Raw genomic sequence first — 15,365 nt, forward strand, 5'->3', positions numbered from 1 at the left:
CTAATCCAGGCCGCTTGTCATAAAGTTGCTCCCTTCTATTTAATCATCGTATGGAGGCAGCGGTGATCACGCTTTCGCGGCTTTATGTTCATCCGGTCAAATCACTACGCGGTTTACAGCTTTCTCACGCCCAGGTGGCAAACCACGGGTTGGCTTTTGATCGCAGCTTTATGATCACCGAACCCGATGGCACTTTTATTACGGCCCGCCAATACCCGCAGATGGTGCTGTTTACCCCGGCGTTGCTGGCAGACGGTTTGTATCTGTCCGCCCCGGATGGCGAAAGTGCGACGATCCGCTTCAGTGATTTTGCCGCCGATGAGCACCCGACCGAAGTTTGGGGCAACCATTTCACCGCGCTGATTGCGCCACAGGCGATCAACAGCTGGCTGAGCGGTTATTTTCAGCGTGACGTACAGCTACGCTGGGTTGGGCCGCAATTAACCCGCAGAGTGAAAAAGCACCCGGAAATTCCGTTATCGTTCGCCGACGGTTACCCTTATTTGTTGATCAACGAAGCCTCATTCCAGGATCTGCAACAGCGTTGCCCCGGCAGCATCAAACTGGAACAGTTTCGCCCGAACCTGGTGGTTACCGGAGCCAGCGCCTGGGCGGAAGATGGTTGGCAGGTCATTCGCGTCGGCGAGGTGATGTTTGATCTGGTGAAACCCTGTAGCCGCTGTGTTCTGACCACCGTCAGCACCGAGCGTGGCCGCAAGCACCCGAGCGGTGAGCCACTCAGCACGCTGCAAAAATTCCGCACCGCCGAGAACGGTGATGTCGATTTTGGCCAGAATATGGTTGCCCGCAACAGCGGCATTATCCGCGTGGGGGATGCGGTTGAAGTGCTGTCGAACAAGCCGCCACGGCCTTATGCCGCAGGGAACGTGGTGGCCAGCCTGCAAGCCCCGCAGGACAACACACACAGCGTGACGATCGAATATGCCGGTAACGTGTTCACCGGTAACAATCAGCAGATCTTGTTGGAGCAGCTAGAACAGCAGGGAATTCGTATTCCCTATTCCTGCCGGGCGGGCATTTGTGGCAGTTGCCGGATCCAGTTGGTCGACGGGGAAGTGGCACCGCTAAAGCAGAGCGCTATCGGCCAAGACGGCACGGTTCTGTGTTGCAGCTGTATTCCCAAAAGCAATGTGAAGTTGGCTTAACGCTAAACCGCTCTGTCATACGCCGGAGCGGAGAGATCATCCCAAATACAAGGCTTGAGGCGATCGTGCATCACTTTGATGGCATCGCCCAGCACCATGGTACGGCCAGCTAACGCCAACTGGTTTTGCGCCAGCAGGCACAGGCTGGCATTATCACCGGCTTCCACCACCAGCAAGCGGGCATCCTCGCCGCTATCCATCACCTTCACCGCCGCCAATGTGCCGTTCTTCGGGTGCAACGGATAATGCTGCTGGGCAAAATGCCAGCTTTTCGGCATCAGCGGTTTCAGGAAGCGGAAAGCGACCAGAGCATTCAATACCAGTTCGGCACGTTGTTCATGGCTGAGTTGGAGCTGTTTGCACTGCTCTTCATAATCAAAATACAGTGCAGCATCATCAACGCAGAAAGCACACTCTTTGAACGCATCCGGAGTTAGCATTTTTGCCGGAAAGCGCGAGCGGAAGAGAGTCCCATTGGCGAGATCGAGCATCACTCGATCGTACTCAGCGTCAAAATACCAACGCCAATTATCGTCAGGTTTTATCTTCATTACTCATCCTTCTTGCCAATTTGCTGCATAACAACGCGATACCTAAAAGGTGATGTTATCACCCCGACATCGGCTAATTCCACGAATGATATTTAGACTACCGAACAAAATATAGACGAGCCGGGAGCAGAAATAAACCCCCGGCCGGAAATGAAAGGAAAAATATTAGATATGGGTAACGATATCTTTAATCAAACGTGGGCCATGGAAGATAAAGCCGGAATAAATTTGCACCAGCGTTGCCCCTGCCGCCATTTTTTCTCGCGCAGCGGTCAGGGAATCAATTCCCCCCACGCCGATAATCGGCAGGCGCCCTTGCAATTCCTGCGACAAACGGCGGATCACTTCGGTACTGCGTAATTGTACCGGGCGACCACTGAGCCCACCGGTTTGCTCGCAATAATTCAATCCCTGGATCAGTTTACGATCGAGCGTGGTATTGGTGGCGATCACTCCGTCGATATTATGGCGAACCAAACTGTCGGCTATTTGGATCAATTCTTCTTCGGAAAGATCCGGCGCGATCTTTACCGCCACCGGCACATATTTGTGATGGTGCGCGTGCAGCTCACTCTGCTTATTTTTAATTGCCGCTAACAGATCGTCCAATGCTTCGCCATACTGCAACGATCGTAATCCCGGCGTATTGGGTGAAGAAATATTAATCGCGATATAACCGGCATACGGATAAATTTTATCCATGCAGGTCAGATAATCATCTTTACCTTGTTCTACCGGCGTATCTTTATTCTTGCCGATATTAATCCCCAGAATACCGCCAAAATGGGATTTTTTAACGTTTTCAACCAGATTATCCACCCCATGGTTATTGAAACCCATGCGGTTAATCAGCCCTTCGGCTTCAACAATGCGGAATAAACGCGGTTTATCATTACCGGGTTGCGGGCGTGGAGTAACGGTGCCCACCTCAACAAAGCCAAAACCCATGGCACCAAAGGCGTCGATGCACTCACCGTCTTTATCCAGACCGGCAGCCAAGCCTAGCGGATTTTTAAAAGAGAGCCCCATGCAGTTCACCGGCTTGATCGGCACGGACTGACGGATAAGAAACTCTAGCGGGGTGCCGGTGATCCGGCGGAGCTGACTGAAAGTCAATTCATGCGCACGCTCGGGATCGAGCTGAAACAACGCTTTCCTGATGAGGGGGTAGTACATGTACTCTCCTGATTTCCCGGTTAGTTGCAAGCCGGGGGCATATTCTCCGGCATCCTGCCGTTAATTGGAATTGATTAAAGGCAAAAAAACCGTTTTTAACCTCATCGTTTTGCGGATTCAACCCCTAAAGCCCCGCCTTTCCCCTTCTGCGCATATCCAAATCAGAAATTGAGATTTAAAAAACGCCCTCTTTTGCTGTTAGCTTTAAAACACTAAACAAACATTATTTTAACATTGATAACTTTTAGCTATAAGGAGCGGCAATGCGCGTTATATCACTGGCAGGTAGCCCACGAATTCCGTCACGTTCAGCAGCACTTCTCAACCTGAGCCAACAGTGGCTGCAACAACAGGGCGTGGAAGTGATCGCTTATACCTTGCACGACTTTAAGGCGGACGATCTGCTGTATGCCAACTTCAACAGTCCTGATATCAAAGCCTTTGCCGCCCAGCTCGCGCTGGCTGACGGCCTGCTGATTGCCACGCCGGTATATAAAGCCTCATTTTCTGGCGCACTGAAAACGTTACTCGATCTGCTGCCAGAGCGCGCACTGGACCACAAAGTGGTGTTGCCGCTGGCCACCGGCGGCTCCATTGGCCACATGTTAGCGGTGGATTACGCCTTGAAACCGGTGCTGGCGGCGCTGAAAGCCCAAGAGGTGCTGCACGGCGTTTTTGCCGATGACAGCCAGATCCTGCTTAACGGTGAGCAGTATACCCTGTCAGACACGGTTTCCGCCCGTTTGGAAGAAGCGCTGGAAAGCTTTTACCTGGCACTGGGCCGCCGCAAACCGCCTGCGTTAAGGCTCGCCTCTTCCCTGTTAGCCCAGCAATCCGCCTGAAGATAAATAGGAAACTATGATGAAGCGATTCTCAACTCTCCGCCGCTGGTTCAATACGGGCGCGCTGTCTGCCATGTTTGCTTTGGCGATCGCCAACGCCGCCAGCGCGCAGGAGAATGCCCCAGCCCAGTTCCGCATTGGCTATCAGAAGGGTTCCGTCAGTTCAGTGCTGGCAAAAACTCACCAACTGCTGGAGAAACGTTTCCCCGGCACGCAAATCAGTTGGATCGAATTCCCGGCAGGCCCGCAGATGCTTGAAGCGCTGAATGTCGGCAGTATCGATCTGGGCAGCACCGGCGATATCCCGCCCATTTTTGCTCAGGCAGCCGGGGCCGATCTGCTGTATGTCGGCGTAGAGCCACCAAAGCCGAAAGCGGAAGTGATCCTGGTGCCGGAAAACAGCCCGATTAACAGCGTCGCTGAGCTGAAAGGGCGTAAGCTCGCCTTTCAAAAAGGGTCCAGTTCTCACAACCTGCTATTACGTGCCTTGCAAAGGGCGGGCCTGACGTTTACCGATATCAAACCAATTTACCTGACGCCTGCCGATGCTCGCGCGGCCTTCCAGCAGGGTAACGTCGACGCCTGGGCGATCTGGGATCCCTACTATTCCGCCGCGTTGCTGCAAGGCGGCGTCCGGGTGCTAACCGACGGTAGCCAACTGAATCAGACCGGCTCGTTCTATCTGGCTGCTCGCCCTTATACCGAAGCCAATGGCCCGTTCATTCAGCAGGTGCTGGATACCCTGACGCAGGCCGATGCGTTAACCCGCAGCAGTCGGGCGCAGAGCGTTACTTTGCTGGCTAACGCCATGGGGTTACCGGAGCCGGTGATTGCCTCTTATCTGGATCATCGCCCCATTACCACTATCAAACCGCTGGAGGCGAAAAATATCGCCGCCCAGCAACAAACTGCCGATCTGTTCTTCGCCAACCGGCTGGTGCCGGTCAAGGTGGATATTTCTCAACGTGTCTGGCACCCAGCCGCACAATAAGCAAGGAGCATCGAATTATGAGCATTAACGTATTCTGGTTTTTACCGACCCATGGAGATGGTCACTATCTAGGCAGTGCTGAAGGCGCTCGCACGGTGGATTACAGTTATCTGCAACAGGTTGCTCAGGCGGCCGATCGGCTTGGATTTGGCGGGGTGCTGATCCCCACCGGTCGTTCCTGTGAGGATTCCTGGCTGGTGGCCGCTTCGTTAATCCCGATCACGCAGCACTTGAAGTTCCTGGTGGCGCTGCGCCCAGGCATCATTTCGCCGACCGTGGCAGCACGGCAGGCCGCAACGCTGGACCGGCTTTCCAATGGCCGCACGCTGTTCAATCTGGTTACCGGTGGTGATCCAGAAGAGCTGGCCGCAGAGGGGTTGCACCTGAATCACGCGGAACGTTACGAAGCCTCTACCGAATTTACTTACGTGTGGCGCAAGGTGCTGGAGGGTGAAACGGTTGATTTCGCCGGTAAGCACATTAACGTGAAAGGGGCCAAGCTGCTGTTCCCACCGGTACAACAGCCGCGCCCTCCCCTTTACTTCGGCGGTTCTTCCGCAGCCGCACAAGATCTGGCCGCTGAACAGGTGGAACTGTATCTGACCTGGGGGGAAACACCGGCACAGGTGAAGGAAAAAATCGAGGAAGTGCGTGCCAAAGCCGCCGCTGTGGGGCGCAAAGTCCGCTTCGGTATCCGCCTGCACGTGATCGTGCGCGAAACCACCGAAGAAGCCTGGCGCGCGGCCGAACGTCTGATCTCTCATCTGGATGACCAAACTATTGCCGATGCGCAAAAGGCTTTTGCACGCTTCGACTCAGTGGGCCAACAGCGGATGGCAGCACTGCACGGCGGCAGGAAAGACAATCTGGAAATCAGCCCGAACCTGTGGGCCGGTGTCGGGCTGGTGCGCGGCGGTGCGGGTACTGCTTTGGTGGGCGATGGCCCAACGGTGGCGCAGCGTATACAGGAATACGCCGATCTGGGTATCGATACCTTCGTGCTCTCCGGCTATCCACACCTTGAAGAAGCTTATCGGGTTGGCGAACTGCTGTTCCCACATCTGGACTTGGTGAAAAACGAACCACCTGCACAGCTGCGGGCGATCAAACCGCAGGGGGAAACGGTCGCCAATATTTATTCACCACAAAAAGTGGCTCAAAGCTAAGGAGCATCATGATGGCAATCGGCACACAGCGTTTCCTGCAACGGCTGGCTCCTTGGGTTTTGCCGGTAGTACTGGTGGTGATCTGGCAGGCAGCCGTTGAAGCCGGTTGGCTGTCAAACCGCATTCTGCCCGCCCCCAGCGCGGTTATCACCGCTTTTTGGACTCTGACCAAAAGCGGTGAACTGTGGCAGCACCTGACGATCAGCAGTTGGCGCGCGCTGATTGGCTTCAGTATCGGCGGCAGCATCGGGCTGGTGCTAGGGTTTATCACCGGTTTATCGCGCTGGGGCGAACGCCTGCTCGACAGCTCGGTTCAGATGATCCGCAACGTGCCTCATCTGGCGCTGATCCCGCTGGTGATCCTGTGGTTTGGCATTGATGAATCAGCCAAGATCTTCCTGGTGGCCTTGGGGACTTTGTTCCCGATCTACCTGAATACTTACCACGGCATCAAGAATCTCGATCGCGGCCTGCTGGAGATGGCGCGCAGCTACGGCCTGAGCGGTTTTCGCTTGTTCAGCCAAGTGGTGCTGCCCGGCGCATTGCCTTCGATCATGGTCGGCGTGCGCTTCGCCCTTGGCTTTATGTGGCTGACGCTGATCGTCGCTGAAACCATTTCAGCCAACTCCGGCATCGGTTATCTGGCGATGAACGCACGTGAATTCCTGCAAACCAATGTCGTGGTGGTGGCGATCGTGCTGTATGCCCTGCTTGGCAAACTGGCCGATGCCAGCGCACAAGGGCTCGAACGTATCTGGCTACGCTGGCACCCGGCCTATCAACCGAAATCAGGAGAAGTGTTATGACAGCTCCCACTCGCATTCCGCCAGGCATTCCGGTCACCCTGGAATCCATCGCCAAACACTATGGCAATCGCACCGTGCTGGATGATCTGCAACTGCGCATCACTGCGGGTCAGTTTGTCGCCGTGGTGGGCCGCAGCGGCTGTGGTAAAAGCACCTTGCTGCGCCTGCTGGCCGGGCTAGAAACCGCCAGTGATGGCGCATTGCTGGCCGGTAGTGCTCCGCTCAGCAGTGCCAAAGACGATACGCGTTTGATGTTTCAGGACGCCCGCTTGCTGCCGTGGAAAAAGGTGATTGATAACGTCGGGCTTGGTCTGCGCGGTAACTGGCGTGATGACGCGTTACAAGCGTTAACCACGGTCGGGCTGGCCGATCGCGCTAACGACTGGCCAGCGGCGCTATCCGGCGGGCAAAAACAGCGTGTCGCGTTGGCGCGGGCGTTGATTCATCGCCCTCGCCTATTGCTGTTGGATGAACCGCTGGGAGCGCTGGACGCGTTAACCCGTATTGAGATGCAGGGGTTGATCGAACGCCTGTGGCAACAACAGGGTTTCACCGTGCTGCTGGTGACGCATGACGTCAGTGAAGCCATTGCGTTGGCCGATCGGGTACTGCTGATCGAGGAAGGATGTATCGGGTTGGATTTGGCCATCGATTTGCCACGGCCGCGCCGTAAAGGTTCGGCAAGGCTGGCTGAACTGGAAGCCGAAGTGCTGGACAGGGTGTTGTCGCCACCGCAGGCGCTGGAAACAGTGTGCCGGGTGGCAACACATTAAATCGCAGGGACGGCACAGACCGTCCCTGCCTCTTTTAGGCGACTAACGCCTTGGTGATCTTCTCATACAGATCGCCGGACAGGTTTTCCAACCCTTTCAACTGCTCCAGCGCGATGCGCATTAACGCCTGACGAGAAGCATCATAACGTTTCAGCCGAATAAGGGGTTCGATCAACCGGGCAGCCACCTGCGGGTTACGCTGGTTGAGATCGCTGAGGATCTCAACCAGGAACTGATACCCGCTGCCATCTGCGGCGTGGAATGCCGCCGGATTGGCAGAAGCAAAACCCCCAATCAGTGAACGGGTACGGTTCGGGTTACCGAGGCTGAATGAGCGATGTTGCAGCAGACCGCGCACCTTGGTCAACACATCAGCCGCCGGGCTGGTGGCCTGTAGCACAAACCATTTGTCCATCACCAGGCCATCCTGATGCCAGCGCTCATCAAACTCGGCCATCAACGCATCGCGGCACGGTAACTGCGCACCCACCGCAGCGGAAAGGGCCGCCAGCGAATCGGTCATATTGTCCGCCTGCTGGAACTGCTTCAGCACCAGTTGATTAGCCTGCTCTGCATCACCAAAGGCCAGATAGCTGAGGCAAACATTACGCAACGAACGCTTGGCAATGTCGCGGTGCTCAACGCGGTAACCGTCGGTTTTGTTAGCGCGATACACCGCCAGCCATTCATCGGCCATTTCCTGTGCCAAGCAGCGAGTGATCGCGTCGTGCACCGCCGCGATCGCTTCTGGATCGATGGTAGTGAACAGTTCGGCAATCTCGTTTTCTGAAGGCAGCGTCAGGATCTGCGCCGCCAAGGCCGGATCCAGCGTTTCATCCAACAGCACCGCCCGGAACGCATCGGCAACATGCAGCGGCAAGGTCAACGGCTGTTTTTGTTGGTACTTGGCCACGTTAAGTTTGATATAGGTGGCCAGCAGGCTTTGTGCGGCATCCCAACGAGCAAACTCATTGCGCGCATGTTGCATCAGGAAGGTCAGTTGTTGATCGCTGTACGGATAATCCAGCTTCACCGGGGCAGAGAATTCACGCAGCAGCGAAGGCACCGGCTGATGCGCCACGCCATCGAACACAAAGGTCTGTTCCGCTTCGGTCACGTTCAGCACGTTGTTTACCGGTGCACCGCCTTTCTGCAAGGCGATAACGTTGCCTTCGCCATCGTACAGTTCAATATCCAGCGGAATATGCAGCGGCAGCTTTTCTGGCTGATCCGCAGTCGGCGCAGTTTTCTGGCTGACATGCAGGCGGTATTGCTGATGTTCAGCGTCATACTCATCGCGCACCGTCAGCAGTGGCGTGCCCGATTGGCTATACCAGCGGCGGAACAGGGAAAGATCGACGTTAGAAGCATCTTCCATTGCCTGCACAAAGTCATCGCAGGTTGCCGCACTGCCATCGTGACGTTCAAAGTACAGCTGCATACCGGCCTGGAATTGCCGCTCACCCAGTAGGGTGTGCATCATGCGGATCACTTCAGAACCCTTCTCATAAACCGTCAGGGTGTAGAAGTTATTCATTTCGATCACTTTATCCGGCCTAATGGCGTGTGCCATCGGGCTGGCGTCTTCGGCAAACTGTGCGCCACGCATCACACGCACGTTATCGATGCGGTTAACCGAGCGGGAGCCGAGATCTGAGCTGAACTCCTGATCGCGGAATACCGTCAGCCCCTCTTTCAGACTGAGCTGGAACCAGTCGCGGCAGGTCACGCGGTTGCCCGTCCAGTTATGGAAATATTCGTGACCAATCACCGCTTCGATATTCAGGTAATCTTTGTCGGTGGCCGTTTCCGCCTTCGCCAGCACATACTTCGAGTTAAAGATATTTAACCCTTTGTTTTCCATCGCACCCATGTTGAAGAAATCGACGGCCACGATCATATATATGTCCAGATCGTATTCCAGGCCAAAACGGGTTTCGTCCCACTTCATCGAGTTTTTCAGCGAGGTCATCGCCCAATCGGCGCGATCCAGGTTGCCACGATCTACAAACAGCTCCAGCGCGACTTTACGCCCGGAGCGCGTGGTGAAGCTATCGCGCAGCACATCGAAATCACCAGCAACCAGGGCAAACAGGTAGCTAGGTTTAGGAAACGGATCCTGCCACTGCACCCAGTGGCGGCCATCTGCAAGATCGCCCTCGCCCATGCGGTTACCGTTGGAGAGCAAGAAAGGATAACGCGCTTTGTCCGCCACGATACGGGTGGTGAAGCGAGCCAGAACGTCTGGGCGATCCAGATAATAGGTGATGTGGCGGAACCCTTCGGCTTCGCACTGGGTACACAGCGCTTCACCGGACAGGTATAACCCTTCCAGCGCGGTGTTTTTTGCCGGGTGGATATCATTGACGATAGTCAGGGTAAATTGTGCTGGCAGTTGTTCAATAACCAGTTGGTTATCCTGTTGACGATAGCGGCTCCATGGCTGACCATCAATCTGAATACTCACCAGCGTCAGATCTTCACCATTGAGGATTAAAGGTGCTCCTGCTGCTCCCAGGCGCTTGATCTGGCTGATGGCGGTGACGCGCGTGTTCTCCGCGTCCAGCTCGAAATCCAAATCGATATCGGTAATGGTGTAATCCGCTACGCGATAATCGTGGCGAAACTTCGCCTGTGGCTGTTGTGTCATAAAAACCCTTCGACGTTTCAGTAAGTTGCAGGTATTGGCCGCGTCACGTCATACGAATATGAGTCCGTGGGATGGCGTTGTTCTTCAACGGCCCGATCGTAAATAAACTGTACCACAGCCACGAAAAAAACCCAGAAATGGCCGCATTAGCCAAAAAAACAGGTACGCGGCTCACGGACCTACCACAATATTACTGAAGCGAGGCAGTCAGCACGATGTTATAATTCTACTCTCGTCTTGCAGGAGAAACGGATTGGCATGAAAGTAAAATATCTGATCTATTTCTTCACTTTTGCTTTAACGTTCTCCTTTGCCATGTTTATTTCTAATGGGCTGATGGAAGCGCATAGCAGTTATCGCCAAAGCCAGGAAAATCTGTATAAAATCCACCGAGCCAAAGAAGTTTCAGCCGCGTTTCAGGCCACATTGCGCGCGCACCGCTCAAAAAGATTAAGCCTGGTTAATAAAGAGATTAGCGAAGCCCAATGGCAAGATGATGATGCTCAGGCGCGTAAAAAAATAGCGATCGTCAAATCACATATCGGCAGTGAGAATTCTCAACGGCTGGGGCTCCAGCAGAAATTCGCCCTGCTTACTCTCGTCGACCTGATGGAAAAATTGTTGGATAACGACTCCCGCCAGATTTCCCTGATCAATGAAGCCAACACCAACCTGTTTAATATCAACAGCGCCTACTATATCGGCCAGACCACTAAGACCTTTTACCGCTATACCTATGATACCCGGATGATCACCGCCGATTCATTTCTGTTTCTGGAAGCGATTCGTCTCAATAACCGGCTGAATATGACCCTGGCCGAATTGATGGACCAAATTATTGACATCAATCTGGATGGCCGGGAACAGAAAAAACCCTATCTGAAGGCGATCCAACTGACGGGAGCCCTTAGAGCCCTCGACACCCGCTTGGTGTTTATGAAGTTGGCCTATGGCGACCTACAAATCGCAGAGCTGGTGGATGGCATACTGCAAAACATCTCCAGCGATAAAATCAACAGCATCTCGGAAGACCTGTATCAGGCGATGACCTATAACACTGGCTACAGCTCAGAGTTTATTTATCAGTATGTCAAAGCGCTGAGCCAACTTTCGCAACAGTTATATCAGCGCAGTTTTGAACTGGAAATTGCTGCCTCTGAAGCCAAAATATATGACAGTCAAACCGCTATTTATGGCATGATTTCGCTCGGTTGGCTGATCGCTTTGTTCATTCTGTTGCCCGCACTGATATTCTGTTCAAATATCAGCCGTTGGCTGACCAAAACGCATAATAATATTCTGCGCCTGTCACGGGGGGAGATGAATATTGATAACAACGAGGCGTTTTACAGCAAAGAACTGATCGCTATCAGCGATGCCATTACGCAGCTCAAACAATATCACCAGGAAAAAATTGCGCTGGAAAATGAGAAACATCAACTCATCAAAGAGCTTGAAGCCTCATCGTTCCTCGACCCGCTGACCAATATCTATAACCGCCGCAAATTCTTCCTCGAATGCGAATTGTTGGCTGCCAACAGTTACCCGCACGCCTTTTGCCTGATCGATATCGATAACTTCAAACGGCTTAATGATACTTATGGCCACGACATCGGCGATCGGGTGCTGGTGATGTTCGCACAATTGCTGCGCAACACCTTCCGCTCCAGTGATATCTTCTGCCGCTACGGCGGGGAAGAGTTCGCCATCCTGCTCAACCACTGTACGTTGGAAAATGCCCGCAGCATCATGGAAAAAGTTCGGGATCAAACCAGCGAACTCAGCCTGGAACTGCCTAATAACAAGAAGGTGCGTTTTACCATCAGTTGCGGCATCGCGTCGGTCAGCCACCTTCAGGAACTGCACCCGGCGATAAAACAGGCTGACGAAGCGCTGTATTTCTGTAAAAAAAGCGGCAAGAACCAGGTCAGTATCTATACGCCAAGCGGGTTTATCTGAATCTGTGTTTAAAATAATTAACATTATAATTTTTATCATTAAATAGACTAAGTTGCTCAGCTTGTTGGATTCTCTGGCTTTTCTTGCCGGTAGCGAACCCCAACCGGATAAAGGCACGTTTAATCCTCGACCCGTTCCCGCCATTTGTGGTGTGATGAGGCTTCAATAACAGGATAATCCGGGTATACTCCCCCCACTTTTATGGTGTTCCGGATTTAGATACGCGCCTGACGAGGATGCTGTTACGCGATATGACTCTATACGCTTCCCCGATTTTAACCTCACTGCTTGATACCGATGCCTACAAGCTTCATATGCAGCAAGCCGTGTTCCATCGCTACCCTGCCATTACCGTTGCGGCAGAGTTTCGTTGCCGTGGTGACGAATTGCTGGGCGATTATGCCGACGAGATCCGTACTCAAGTTGCCTTGATGAGCAAACTGGCGCTGACCGAGGAGGAATTTCAATACCTTTCCGGCTTACCCTTCTTCCAGCAAGATTACCTGAACTGGCTGCGTGACTTCTGTTATAACCCCCAACAGGTCACCATTGATAATCACGATGGCCAACTACAGATCCGCATCGCCGGGCCATGGCTCGAAGTGATTATGTGGGAAGTGCCGCTGCTTGCCGTGATCAGCGAGGTGGTACATCGCCATCGTTCACCGCAGGTAACGCCAGAGATGGCCGTGAACCAGTTGCGCAGTAAGTTGACGCAATTCAAACACATGGCGAGAGATATCGATATCTCTCGCTTCAAGCTGATGGACTTCGGCACCCGCCGCCGCTTTTCCCTTGATGTGCAGCACGCCATCGTCAGCACGCTGAAAAGTGAATTCCCTTATCTGGTCGGCACCAGTAACTACGATCTGGCTCATCAGTTAGCTTTAGCGCCGGTCGGCACACAGGCCCATGAATGGTTCCAGGCTCACCAGCAGATCAGCCCGGAGCTTGCCAATAGCCAGCGCGCAGCGTTACAGGCTTGGTTGGATGAATATCCCGATCAGCTAGGCGTTGCGCTCACCGACTGCATCACCATGGATGCCTTCCTGCGCGATTTCGATCCGCAGTTTGCCCAGCCTTACCAAGGATTGCGCCATGACTCTGGCGATCCCTTCGAATGGGGGGAGAAAGCCATCGCTCATTATCAGGCGTTGGGCATAAATCCGCTGAGCAAGACGTTGGTGTTTTCAGACAATCTGGATCTGGATAAAGCCTTGGCGCTCTATCGCCACTTCGATCGGCGTATCAATCTGGTGTTCGGCATCGGCACACGCCTGACCTGCGATATTCCCGGTGTCAAACCGCTAAATATTGTGATCAAGCTGGTTGAGTGCAACGGCAGGCCGGTGGCGAAACTTTCCGATAGCCCAGGCAAAACCATCTGCCAGGATCAAGCGTTTGTAAAAGCCTTGCGCAAAGCTTTCGACCTGCCACTGGTGAAAAAAGCCAGTTGAAACACGAGCCGGCTGAATCATTGATGCCGGCTTATCTTTCTTTCCTTTATATACCTGCAATATCCTGCCCTCCTTTTTTAGCTGCCCGCAAGAAATGTTGCGACATTCTGGTGATTTCTACTTGTGCTCTGCAACGCGGCAAGTAACATAGCATCATCCCCAAATTCTTGGGTTGTTCGCTATTTCTGAACCAAAACTTATAAAGAGAGAAATCTATGAGCGTAGTGCCTGTAGTCGACGTACTGCAAGGTCGTGCTGCGGTTGACAGTGAAGTCACCGTACGCGGTTGGGTACGTACCCGGAGAGATTCTAAAGCTGGTATCTCCTTCCTCGCCGTTTATGACGGCTCCTGCTTTGATCCGTTACAGGCCGTCGTTAATAATTCTCTGCCGAATTATCAGGATGAAGTTCTGCATCTGACTACCGGTTGCTCTGTTGAGATCACCGGGAACGTGGTTGCCTCCCCGGGTGAAGGCCAGAGCTTCGAACTGCAAGCAACGGCGATTAAGGTGGTTGGCTGGGTTGACGATCCAGATACCTATCCGATGGCGGCCAAGCGCCACAGCATTGAATACCTGCGAGAAGTGGCCCACCTGCGCCCGCGTACCAACCTGATCGGTGCCGTTGCCCGCGTACGCCACACTCTGGCGCAGGCTATTCACCGTTTCTTCCATGAAAATGGCTATTTCTGGGTGTCTACCCCACTGATTACCGCTTCTGATACCGAAGGTGCCGGTGAAATGTTCCGCGTTTCCACGCTGGATATGGAAAACCTGCCGCGCACCGACAAAGGCGAAATCGACTTCAGCCAGGATTTCTTCGGCAAAGAAGCGTTCCTGACCGTATCTGGCCAGTTGAACGGCGAAACCTACGCCTGTGCGCTATCAAAAGTGTACACCTTTGGCCCAACCTTCCGCGCAGAAAACTCCAATACCAGCCGCCACCTGGCTGAATTCTGGATGATCGAACCTGAAGTGGCTTTCGCCACCCTGGATGACGTTGCGGGCTTGGCCGAGAGTATGCTGAAGTATGTCTTCCAAGCCGTACTCAATGAACGTGCTGACGATATGCAGTTCTTTGCCGAACGCGTAGATAAAGATGCGGTTGAGCGCCTGAAGCGTTTTGTTTCTTCAGACTTTGCCCAGGTAGATTACACCGAAGCGGTTGAAATTCTGATCGCTTCCGGCCAAACCTTCGAGAACCCGGTTTCCTGGGGGATCGACCTTTCTTCTGAGCACGAACGCTATCTGGCCGAGAAGCACTTTAAGGCACCAGTAGTAGTGAAGAACTACCCGAAAGATATCAAAGCCTTCTATATGCGTATGAACGAAGATGGCAAAACCGTGGCCGCGATGGACGTCTTGGCACCGGGCATCGGCGAAATCATTGGTGGTTCACAACGTGAAGAACGCCTTGATGTGCTGGATCAGCGCCTGGAGGAAATGGGGCTGAATAAAGAAGATTACTGGTGGTATCGCGATCTGCGTCGCTACGGTACCGTGCCGCACTCCGGTTTTGGTTTGGGTTTTGAGCGTTTAATCGCTTATGTGACTGGCGTACAAAACGTACGTGATGTGATCCCATTCCCTCGTACACCACGTAACGCAAGTTTCTAGTTAATCCGATCAGACGTTTTTTAATCTATTTCTGTACACTTTTAAGGCCGGCATTGCTGGCCTTTCGTGTTTTTTATTCTTGATCCAAGTCACAAAGTTCCCTTTAATTTACATTTTGTAACAAATACTTTCTTTTTGAAACCTGATTGCGACATTAGTAGCATTTTCGTTCTAGATTAACCCGCCCGTGAATGGAACACTGCGTTCAGACA

At 53.3% G+C, this 15,365-nt stretch carries 12 protein-coding genes; 9 read left to right on the top strand and 3 right to left on the bottom strand.

The window, feature by feature from the left end; genetic code table 11:
- Positions 1 to 62 precede the first annotated feature (62 nt).
- On the top strand, positions 63 to 1,166 hold the full coding sequence (locus ACX9GT_RS15610) for a YcbX family protein (protein ID WP_473187643.1): 1,104 nt from the start codon (positions 63 to 65) through the stop codon (positions 1,164 to 1,166).
- 2 nt (positions 1,167 to 1,168) lie between these two features.
- On the opposite strand, the gene ACX9GT_RS15615 is transcribed toward ACX9GT_RS15610, so the two are convergent.
- Together ACX9GT_RS15615 and pyrD are read right to left on the bottom strand one after the other, a co-directional pair.
- A complete protein-coding gene (locus ACX9GT_RS15615; RefSeq protein WP_473187644.1) occupies positions 1,169 to 1,717 on the bottom strand; it encodes a cell division protein ZapC in 549 nt (182 codons plus the stop codon).
- A gap of 165 nt (positions 1,718 to 1,882) precedes the next feature.
- Positions 1,883 to 2,893 carry a quinone-dependent dihydroorotate dehydrogenase gene (gene pyrD / locus ACX9GT_RS15620; protein WP_473187645.1) on the bottom strand — a complete coding sequence of 337 codons (1,011 nt, stop codon included), beginning with the start codon at positions 2,891 to 2,893 and terminating at the stop codon, positions 1,883 to 1,885.
- Positions 2,894 to 3,156: 263 nt separating this feature from the next.
- On the opposite strand from pyrD, the gene ssuE reads away from it, so the two are divergent.
- From ssuE to ssuB, 5 genes are read left to right on the top strand one after another with little or no spacing between them, the layout of a single operon-like run.
- Positions 3,157 to 3,735: an NADPH-dependent FMN reductase gene (gene ssuE, locus ACX9GT_RS15625; protein ID WP_473187646.1), complete on the top strand. Its 579-nt coding sequence runs from the start codon at positions 3,157 to 3,159 to the stop codon at positions 3,733 to 3,735.
- Between the two features lie 19 nt (positions 3,736 to 3,754).
- Positions 3,755 to 4,726: an aliphatic sulfonate ABC transporter substrate-binding protein gene (locus ACX9GT_RS15630; protein WP_473191607.1), complete on the top strand. Its 972-nt coding sequence runs from the start codon at positions 3,755 to 3,757 to the stop codon at positions 4,724 to 4,726.
- Between the two features lie 17 nt (positions 4,727 to 4,743).
- The gene (gene ssuD / locus ACX9GT_RS15635; protein WP_473187647.1) at positions 4,744 to 5,892 is read left to right on the top strand and encodes an FMNH2-dependent alkanesulfonate monooxygenase; all 1,149 of its coding nucleotides are present in this window, start codon (positions 4,744 to 4,746) and stop codon (positions 5,890 to 5,892) included.
- Between the two features lie 11 nt (positions 5,893 to 5,903).
- Positions 5,904 to 6,698, top strand: coding sequence for an aliphatic sulfonate ABC transporter permease SsuC (gene ssuC, locus ACX9GT_RS15640; RefSeq protein WP_473191608.1), 795 nt, complete (start codon positions 5,904 to 5,906; stop codon positions 6,696 to 6,698).
- Positions 6,695 to 7,471 (top strand): aliphatic sulfonates ABC transporter ATP-binding protein, encoded by a 777-nt coding sequence (gene ssuB / locus ACX9GT_RS15645; protein WP_473187648.1) that lies wholly within the window; start codon positions 6,695 to 6,697, stop codon positions 7,469 to 7,471. Before ssuC ends, ssuB begins: the two co-directional genes overlap by 4 nt.
- Positions 7,472 to 7,505: 34 nt before the next feature.
- On the opposite strand, the gene pepN is transcribed toward ssuB, so the two are convergent.
- A complete protein-coding gene (gene pepN, locus ACX9GT_RS15650) occupies positions 7,506 to 10,121 on the bottom strand; it encodes an aminopeptidase N (RefSeq protein ID WP_473187649.1) in 2,616 nt (871 codons plus the stop codon).
- 258 nt (positions 10,122 to 10,379) lie between these two features.
- Between pepN and ACX9GT_RS15655 the strand changes: the two genes are divergently transcribed.
- From ACX9GT_RS15655 to asnS, 3 genes are all read left to right on the top strand, one after another.
- A complete protein-coding gene (locus ACX9GT_RS15655) occupies positions 10,380 to 12,080 on the top strand; it encodes a GGDEF domain-containing protein (RefSeq protein ID WP_473187650.1) in 1,701 nt (566 codons plus the stop codon).
- A gap of 251 nt (positions 12,081 to 12,331) precedes the next feature.
- On the top strand, positions 12,332 to 13,537 hold the full coding sequence (gene pncB / locus ACX9GT_RS15660) for a nicotinate phosphoribosyltransferase (RefSeq protein ID WP_473187651.1): 1,206 nt from the start codon (positions 12,332 to 12,334) through the stop codon (positions 13,535 to 13,537).
- A gap of 215 nt (positions 13,538 to 13,752) precedes the next feature.
- A complete protein-coding gene (asnS, locus tag ACX9GT_RS15665) occupies positions 13,753 to 15,153 on the top strand; it encodes an asparagine--tRNA ligase (RefSeq protein ID WP_473187652.1) in 1,401 nt (466 codons plus the stop codon).
- Positions 15,154 to 15,365: the final 212 nt, after the last annotated feature.

The organism is Serratia sp. YWN4 (genome assembly GCF_055790845.1).

Excerpts from the sequence above, each read along its gene's own strand:
- ssuC (WP_473191608.1), top strand. The coding sequence starts at position 5,904 with ATGGCAATCGGCACACAGCGTTTCCTGCAACGGCTGGCTCCTTGGGTT.
- ACX9GT_RS15630 (WP_473191607.1), top strand. The coding sequence starts at position 3,755 with ATGAAGCGATTCTCAACTCTCCGCCGCTGGTTCAATACGGGCGCGCTG.
- ssuB (WP_473187648.1), top strand. The coding sequence starts at position 6,695 with ATGACAGCTCCCACTCGCATTCCGCCAGGCATTCCGGTCACCCTGGAA.
- pepN (WP_473187649.1), bottom strand. The coding sequence starts at position 10,121 with ATGACACAACAGCCACAGGCGAAGTTTCGCCACGATTATCGCGTAGCG.
- ssuE (WP_473187646.1), top strand. The coding sequence starts at position 3,157 with ATGCGCGTTATATCACTGGCAGGTAGCCCACGAATTCCGTCACGTTCA.
- pncB (WP_473187651.1), top strand. The coding sequence starts at position 12,332 with ATGACTCTATACGCTTCCCCGATTTTAACCTCACTGCTTGATACCGAT.
- ssuD (WP_473187647.1), top strand. The coding sequence starts at position 4,744 with ATGAGCATTAACGTATTCTGGTTTTTACCGACCCATGGAGATGGTCAC.
- pyrD (WP_473187645.1), bottom strand. The coding sequence starts at position 2,893 with ATGTACTACCCCCTCATCAGGAAAGCGTTGTTTCAGCTCGATCCCGAG.
- ACX9GT_RS15615 (WP_473187644.1), bottom strand. The coding sequence starts at position 1,717 with ATGAAGATAAAACCTGACGATAATTGGCGTTGGTATTTTGACGCTGAG.
- ACX9GT_RS15655 (WP_473187650.1), top strand. The coding sequence starts at position 10,380 with ATGAAAGTAAAATATCTGATCTATTTCTTCACTTTTGCTTTAACGTTC.
- asnS (WP_473187652.1), top strand. The coding sequence starts at position 13,753 with ATGAGCGTAGTGCCTGTAGTCGACGTACTGCAAGGTCGTGCTGCGGTT.